General features: G+C 69.7%; 4 protein-coding genes. 2 read left to right on the top strand and 2 right to left on the bottom strand.

Going from position 1 to position 7,627, the window contains the following annotated elements; genetic code table 11:
• Positions 1-420 precede the first annotated feature (420 nt).
• Together yejK and RN02_RS19000 are read right to left on the bottom strand one after the other, a co-directional pair.
• Positions 421-1,425 carry a nucleoid-associated protein YejK gene (yejK, locus tag RN02_RS19005; protein ID WP_043273068.1) on the bottom strand — a complete coding sequence of 335 codons (1,005 nt, stop codon included), beginning with the start codon at positions 1,423-1,425 and terminating at the stop codon, positions 421-423.
• A gap of 64 nt (positions 1,426-1,489) precedes the next feature.
• Positions 1,490-2,857 (bottom strand): TAXI family TRAP transporter solute-binding subunit, encoded by a 1,368-nt coding sequence (locus tag RN02_RS19000; RefSeq protein ID WP_043315931.1) that lies wholly within the window; start codon positions 2,855-2,857, stop codon positions 1,490-1,492.
• 106 nt (positions 2,858-2,963) lie between these two features.
• Between RN02_RS19000 and sbcD the strand changes: the two genes are divergently transcribed.
• Both sbcD and RN02_RS18990 read left to right on the top strand, forming a co-directional pair.
• Positions 2,964-4,184: an exonuclease subunit SbcD gene (gene sbcD / locus RN02_RS18995; RefSeq protein ID WP_043315929.1), complete on the top strand. Its 1,221-nt coding sequence runs from the start codon at positions 2,964-2,966 to the stop codon at positions 4,182-4,184.
• Positions 4,184-7,624 (top strand): AAA family ATPase, encoded by a 3,441-nt coding sequence (locus tag RN02_RS18990; RefSeq protein ID WP_043315927.1) that lies wholly within the window; start codon positions 4,184-4,186, stop codon positions 7,622-7,624. Before sbcD ends, RN02_RS18990 begins: the two co-directional genes overlap by 1 nt.
• Positions 7,625-7,627: the final 3 nt, after the last annotated feature.

Below are 7,627 nucleotides of genomic sequence, written 5' to 3'. Positions count from 1 at the left end.
GCCTAATACATAGATGCAGTCGGGTTTTCATGTTCAAAAGCGGGTTGACGGTGGGGGTGAGTCCATACATAGGAGCGCGCCCTGCGCGCGAATCGCGGGCAGGGCGCGCTACAGCCGGGACAACGGCGGATAACGCCGTAGGCGTTATGCGCCCTACGGGGAATGGCGTGGGTGGGGGGACGTAGCGGATCTCATCCGCGAATCGCGCCGGGACGTCCGGCTATCGCGGACAAGGTCCTACGGTTCCAGGAAGCACGGCTTTTCGTAGGATGGCGTTGAGCGGAGCGATACCCATCACTCCGGCAGCATGGGTATCGCAAGCTCAACCCATCCTACGAAAAGCACCTCGGCGCAAGACAGTTGCTCCTACGACCGTGCTTTCCTGGACACGTAGGAGCGGACTCCGTCCGCGATTCGCGGTTATTTGCGGCGCTTGAGCTGGTCGTGCAACTGCGTCGGCAACCCGCGGATGATCAGCATGTCGCGCTCTTCGTCGTACTCCACCTTGCTGCCTAGCAGGTGCGCCTCGAAGCTGATCGACAGCCCTTCGGCGCGACCGGTGAAGCGGCGGAACTGGTTGAGGGTGCGCTTGTCCGCGGGGATTTCCGGGGCCAGGCCGTAGTCCTTGTTGCGGATGTAGTCGTAGAAGGCCCGCGGCGCCTGGTCGTCCATCAGCTCGGAGAGCGCGTCCAGGGCCATCGGCTCGCCCAGGCGCGCCTGGCTGGTGGCGTAGTCGACCAGGGTGTCGGTCTTCTCGCGGGCCTGCTCTTCGGGCAGGTCCTCGCTTTCCACGTAGTCGCTGAAGGCCTTGAGCAGGGTGCGCGTCTCGCTGGGGGCGTCGACGCCTTCCTGGCAGCCGATGAAGTCGCGGAAGTAGTCCGAGACCTTCTTGCCGCCCTTGCCCTTGATGAACGAGATGTACTGCTTGGAGGTCTTGTTGTTGCGCCATTCCGAGCAGTTGATCCGCGCCGCCATGTGCAACTGGCCCAGGTCCAGGTGGCGCGAGGGCGCCACTTCCAGCGCCTCGGTCACCGCCACGCCCTCGCTGTGGTGCAGCAGGGCGATGCTCAGGTAGTCGGTCATGCCCTGCTGGTAGTGGCAGAACAGCACGTGGCCGCCGGTGGAGAGGTTGGACTCCTCCATCAGGCTCTTCAGGTGCTCCACGGCCTGGCGGCTGAAGGCGACGAAGTCCTTACCGCCGTCCAGGTACTCGGCCAGCCAGCCGCTGAACGGGTAGGCGCCGGACTCCTCCTGGAACAGGCCCCAGGCCTTGTTCGGCTTGGCGTTGTAGCTTTCGTTGAGGTCGGCCATGAGGTTCTCGATGGCCTGGGAGTCGCCCAGTTCGGCGTCGCGCGCGTGCAGCGTGGCGGGGTTGCCGTCGGGCTTCTTGTCGATCAGGTGGACGATGGCGTGACGAATCGGCATCTCGGGCTCGGCTCTGGACGATGGTGGCAAAGCCGCCAGTTTACCCGAGCGCGACGCGCCACGCTCACCCGGCCTTGTCCAGCGGCGCCTCGCCGTCGCGCTCGCGGCGGTTGCGGCGCAGCTGGCGCAGGCGGCGGATCACGTAGTTCAGGTGCAGGTGCAGCTCGTACAGCTCGTTGTAGTACGACAGCGGCACCTCCACCCGCGACAGCTCGGCCTCCAGGCTCTCCAGGCGCTCGATCTCGCGGCTGAGTTCCGCGCTGCCGGTGTGCTCGTCCAGGCGCCGGTCGATTTCCCGCAGGTAGCGGTACCAGCGGTAGATGCGTGCGCGGATGCGCCAGCGGTACAGCGGGCCGATGGACTTGAACAGCGGGATGAGGATGGCGATGAAGGGGATCAGCAGGATGATGTAGCGGTCGGCCAGGGAGGCGATGCGGAACGGCAGGAAGCGCTGCAGCAGCGGCAGGCCGCTCTTGTAGTAGCGCTCGGCGTCCTCGTTCAGGCGCAGGGTGCGCGGCTCGGCGGCGGGGAAGGCGCCGGGGGCGTCGAGCAGGCTGCCCTGGCGCATCGCCTGGCGCGCGGCCTGGAGGATCAGCGGCGTCAGCGCCGGGTGGAAACGGTCGTTGATCACCAGGGTGGCCACCGGCGACAGGGTGGTCAGGTTGCGGTGCGGCACGTTGTGTTCCAGGTTCAGCAGGCCTTCGCCCACCTCCAGGCGCTTGAGGAAGCGCAGGCGCGCCTCGTAAGCGTCGGCGCGGCGGAAGCCGGCCAGCAGCAGCTGCTCGCTGGCGGCCAGGCGCTGGATCAGCGGGTTGTCCGCCGGGCCGACGAAGAAGGCGGCGTCCAGGCTGCCGGCCAGCAGCGCGTCGGCGGCGCTGTCGCCGCCGCTGGCCTGCCAGCCGGCGGGGTGCTGTTCGTCGCCGATGCCGTTGGCCTGGAGGATGGCCGCGGTGATCGCCTCGGTGCCGCTGCCGCGGCTGCCCAGGGCCACGCGCAGGGGCAGCAGGTCGGCGATGCGGTCGATGTGCACGTCGCGGCGTTGAAACAGCCACAGCGGCTCCTGGAACATGGCGCCGAGGGTCTGCAGGCGCTGCCGTTGCCCGGCGGCGAGCTGGCGTTCCTGGCCGCTCTGCACCAGGGCGATGTCCACGCCGCTGTGCTCGTCCAGCAGCAGGTCCATGTTCTGCCGCGAGCCGGCGCTGGGCACCAGCTTCAGCTCGAAGCCCTGTTCGGCCAGCTCGGCCCGCAGCTTTTCGCCGAAGGCCGCGTAGCCGCCGTCAGGGGCGCCGGTGGCGAGGGTCGCGCTCATCGGCGGCGGCGGCGCGACGAAGTAGAAGACCGCGGCCACCAGGGCAGCCAGCACGGGCACTATCCACAGGTTGGCGCGCACCAGGATGGCGAGGTCGCGGAGCATGTTGAGCAGGCGTTGCATGGTCTGATTCCCGGCCGGCGTTCCTTCAGGATAGCCAGCCTGGCGCGGGCGCACCCCGGAAGCGGGTATCATCGCCGGCTGGATCAGACAGCGGGACAGCAGGCGCATGCGCATCCTCCACACCTCCGACTGGCACCTCGGCCAGCACTTCATGGGCAAGAGCCGCGAGGCCGAGCACCGCGCCTTCTGCCGCTGGCTGGTGGAGCGGGTGCGCGAGCACGCGGTGGACGCGGTGATCATCGCCGGCGACGTGTTCGACACCGGCGCGCCGCCCAGCTACGCCCGTGAGCAGTACAACCGCTTCATCGTCGAACTGCGCGAGACCGGCGCCAGCCTGGTGGTGCTGGGCGGCAACCACGACTCGGTGGCCATGCTGGAGGAATCCCGCGAGTTGCTGGCGGTGCTCGGCACGCGGGTGATCGCCGCCGCCGGGGCCGACCTCGACCGGCAGTTGCTGGTGCTGCCGCAACGCGACGGCACGCCGGGCGCGGTGCTCTGCGCCATTCCCTTCCTGCGCCCGCGCGACCTGCTGGCCAGCCAGGCCGGGCAGAGCGCCCAGGACAAGCAGCTGGCCCTGCAACAGGGCATCCAGGCGCATTACCAGGCACTGTTCGCCCTGGCCGAGGCCAAGCGCGCCGAACTCGGTGGCAAGCTGCCGATAGTCGCCACCGGGCACCTGACCACGGTCGGCGCCAGCGCCAGCGAGTCGGTGCGGGAAATCTACGTCGGCAGCCTGGAAGCCTTCCCCACCAGCGCCTTCCCGGCGGCGGACTACATCGCCCTGGGGCACATCCACCGGCCGCAGAAGGTCGGCGGCCTGGAGCACATCCGCTACTGCGGCTCGCCCATCGCCCTGAGCTTCGACGAGGCGCGACAGGCCAAGGAAGTCTTGCTGGTGGACCTCGACGAAAGCGGCCTGCGCGCGGTGACGCCGCTGGCCGTGCCCTGCTTCCAGCCCTTGCAGTCGCTGGCCGGCGACCTCGACAGCCTGCCCGCGGCGCTGGCCGAAGCCGCCAACCTGGGCACGCCGGAACGCCCGGTGTGGGTGGAAGTGCTGGTGCGCAGCGACGACTACCTGAACGACCTGCAGGCGCGCCTGGAGAAGCTCTGCGAGGAGTTGCCGGTGGAAGTGCTGCGCACCCGCCGCGAACGTGGTAGCCAGCAGGTGGGGCTGTTCGGCGAGGCGCGCGAGACCCTCGACGAACTCTCCGCCGAGGACGTCTTCGAACAACGCCTGGATGCCGAGGACCTGGCGCCGCCGCTGCGCCAGGAACTGGCCGGGCTGTACCGCCAGGTGGTCGCCGAACTGCAGGAGGAGCAAGCCTGATGCGCATCCTCAGCCTGCGTCTGAAGAACCTCAACTCGCTCAAGGGCGAGTGGAAGATCGACTTCGCCGCCGAGCCCTTCGCCGGCAACGGCCTGTTCGCCATCACCGGGCCCACCGGCGCCGGCAAGACCACCCTGCTGGACGCCATCTGCCTGGCCCTGTACCACCGCACGCCGCGCATGAACACGTTGTCGCAGAGCGGCAACGAGCTGATGACGCGGCACACCGCCGACTGCCTCGCCGAGGTCGAGTTCGAGGTCAGGGGCCGCCGCTATCGTGCCTTCTGGAGCCAGCGCCGGGCCCGCGACAAGGTCGACGGCGCTCTGCAGGCGCCCAAGGTGGAACTGGCGCGCATCGAGGCCGCCGGCGGCGAAGGGGAAATCCTCACCGACAAGATCAACGACAAGCTGCGCCAGACCGAGCAGCTCACCGGCCTCGACTTCGGCCGCTTCACCAAATCCATGCTGCTGGCCCAGGGCGGTTTCGCCGCCTTCCTCGAAGCCAGCGCCAACGACCGCGCGGCCCTGCTGGAAGAACTCACCGGCACCGAAATCTACGGGCTGATTTCCCAGCGCGTGTACGAGCGCAGCAAGGCGGCGCAGAACGATCTGGAGCTGCTGAAGAGCCGTGCCGAAGGCATGGAGCTGCTCAGCGAGGAACAGCGCGGCGAACTGCAGGCCGAGGCCGAACGCCTGCTGGCCGAGGAAGCGCCGTTGCTCCAGCGCCAGGCCGAATTGCAGGCCCAGCGCCGCTGGCGCGAAGACCTTTCTCGCGCCGAACAACAGCACCAGCAGGCCGCCGCGCGCGAGCAGCAGGCCCGCGATGCCTTGCTCCAGGCGGCCCCCGACCTGCAGCGCCTGGCCGCCAGCGAGCCGGCGGCGCGCCTGCAGCCCCTGCATGCGGCCTGGCAGCAGGCCCGCCAAGCGCTGGAGCGGGACGAAAGCGGCCTGGCGGACCTGCAGCGCCAGCAGCGGGACTGCGCGGAGCAGGCCGTGCGCAGCCTGTGGCAGGCCAGCCAGTACAGCGCGCAGTGGGCGGGGCAGCGCCAGCGCGCCATTGATGAACTCGCTACGCAGCGCCACGAAGTGCAGGCGCAACTCGCCGCGCACCCGCAACGCGCCCGCCTGGGCGAACTGCTGGGGGGCTGGCGTGCGCAATTCGCCCAGCGCGAACAGCTCGGCGGCGAACTGCAGGGCGCCCGCGCACGCCTGGAGCAGGAAGCCTCCGCCATCCAATCCTTGCACGGCCAACTCACCGCCCAGGGCCAGGCCCTGGCCGACGCCGGGCAGGCGCTGGAAGCAGCGCGCCAGGCCGAGGCTCAGCAGCAGACGCGCTCGCAGGACCTGCTGCAAGGCGCCGGCGAAAGCGCCCTGCGCGAACGCTGGCAGCAACTGCAGCAGCAGGGTAGGGCGTTGGACCGCCTGCAACAGCTGGCGCAGAGCCGCGAACAGGCCAACGCGCAGGCTGCCCGCCTGCAACCCCAGCTCGATTCGCTGCAGCAACGCCAGGCGCAGAAGGAAGCCGCGATCGCCGAACTGCGCGAGCGCTACAAGGCGCTGAAGCAGCAGGTCGCCGACAAGGAGAAACTGCTGGAGCAGGAGCAGCGCATCCAGGCCCTGGAGGCCTACCGCGCGCAACTGCAGCCCGGCGAGGCCTGCCCGCTGTGCGGCTCCCACGAACACCCGGCCATCGCCAGCTACCAGGCGCTGGACGTGTCGCAGACGCGCCGCGCCCTCGGCGAATGCCGCGCGGCCCTGGCCGCTCTGGAAAGCGACGGCGTGGCGCTGCGCGACGAACTCTCCGACGTGACGGCCCAGGCGGCCCAGGCTCGGCAGCAACTGGAGCAACTGCGCGAACAACTGCACCAGCTCGATACGGAATGGCAGCGTCAGTCGGCCGAGCAGAACCTCGCCATCGAGGATGCCACCGGCCTGGCCGCGATCCGCCAGGCCCAGGAGCAGGCCCTGGCCGACCTGCAGGAACGCCTGGCGGCGCTCGATGCGCTCAAGGGCGAATTGCAGCAGGCCGCGAGCGCCCGCGAGAGCGCCGAGCGCAGCCATGCGGCCGCGTTGCAGCAGGAGGCTTTGCTGCATCGTGACCTGGACAACGCACAGCAGCGCCAGGCGGAACAGCAGCAACGCCTGGAGCAACTGCAAACCCAGGCCGAACGCCAGGCCGCCGAACTGCTGGCCAGCCTCGACGGTTTCGCCGCCGCCTTGCCTGAGCAAGGCGCTGCCTGGTTGGCCGAGCGCGAAGGCGAATGGCGCGCCTGGCAGCAGGCCCTGCAACGGGACCAGCAACTGCAGGAGGCCGAGCGCGAAGCCCGGCGCCTGCTGCAGGAAGCCGAAGCCCAGGCCGGGCAGTGGCGCGAACGCTGGAGCGCCAGTGGCGAGCCGGCATTGCCGGAGCCGGCGCCCGAGGCGCAGCCGCAACAGGCCCTGCAAGCGGCGGAGGCGGCCCTACAGGCGGCGCAGCGCCAGGCCGATGCGCTGCTCGGCCGCGAGCAGAGCCTCGCCGCGCACCTGGAGCAGGCGCGCACGACTCTGGCCGAATGCGAGCGAGCCTGGCAGCAGGCGTTAGCTGAAAGCCCGTTCGCCGACCTGGCGGCCTTCCTCGCCGCGTTGCTGGAAGATGGCGAGCGCCAGCGCCTGGGCGAACTCAAGACGCGCCTGGACACCGCGCTGACCGAAGCCGTGGCGTTGCGCGTCGCCGCCGAGGAAGCCGAGCGCCAACTGCGCGCGCAACCGCTGGGCGAACTGGAGCTACCGGCCCTCGACGAGCAGTTGCAGGCCCTCGCCACCCAGCTGCGCGAACTGGGCCAGCGCCAGGGCGAAGTACGCGCGCAACTGCAAGGCGACGACGCCCGCCGCGCCAGCCAGCAGGCGCTGTTCGCCGAGATCGCCGCACAGGAGGCGCACCACGACCTCTGGCAGCGCCTGAACGGCCTGATCGGTTCCGCCGATGGCGCCAAGTACCGGCGCTTTGCCCAGGGCCTGACCCTCGACCACCTGGTGCACCTGGCCAACCGGCAACTGCAGCGCCTGCACGGCCGCTACCAACTGGCGCGGCGCGGCGACGGCGAGCTGGAACTGGAGGTGGTGGACACCTGGCAGGGCGACGTCGCCCGCGACTGCCGCACCCTTTCCGGCGGCGAGAGCTTCCTGGTCAGCCTGGCGCTGGCCCTGGCGCTGTCCGACCTGGTCAGCCACAAGACCAGCATCGATTCGCTGTTCCTCGACGAAGGCTTCGGCACCCTCGACGGCGAGACCCTGGAAGTGGCGCTGGACGCCCTCGACAGCCTCAACGCCAGCGGCAAGAGCATCGGCGTGATCAGCCACGTCGAGGCGCTCAAGGAACGCATTCCCGTGCAACTCAAGGTGCACAAAGGTGTCGGTATGGGGTACAGCCGCCTCGACGCGTGCTTCGCCGTGCAATCCTGAGCC

Source organism: Pseudomonas sp. PI1 (assembly GCF_000812405.1).
GTDB lineage: Bacteria > Pseudomonadota > Gammaproteobacteria > Pseudomonadales > Pseudomonadaceae > Pseudomonas > Pseudomonas citronellolis.
The sequence above is the reverse complement of the archived record's forward strand: the minus strand, read 5'-3'. Positions and strand labels throughout refer to the sequence as shown.

Coding starts and splice junctions, on each gene's coding strand:
- yejK (WP_043273068.1), bottom strand. CDS start 1,425: ATGCCGATTCGTCACGCCATCGTCCACCTGATCGACAAGAAGCCCGAC.
- RN02_RS19000 (WP_043315931.1), bottom strand. CDS start 2,857: ATGCAACGCCTGCTCAACATGCTCCGCGACCTCGCCATCCTGGTGCGC.
- sbcD (WP_043315929.1), top strand. CDS start 2,964: ATGCGCATCCTCCACACCTCCGACTGGCACCTCGGCCAGCACTTCATG.
- RN02_RS18990 (WP_043315927.1), top strand. CDS start 4,184: ATGCGCATCCTCAGCCTGCGTCTGAAGAACCTCAACTCGCTCAAGGGC.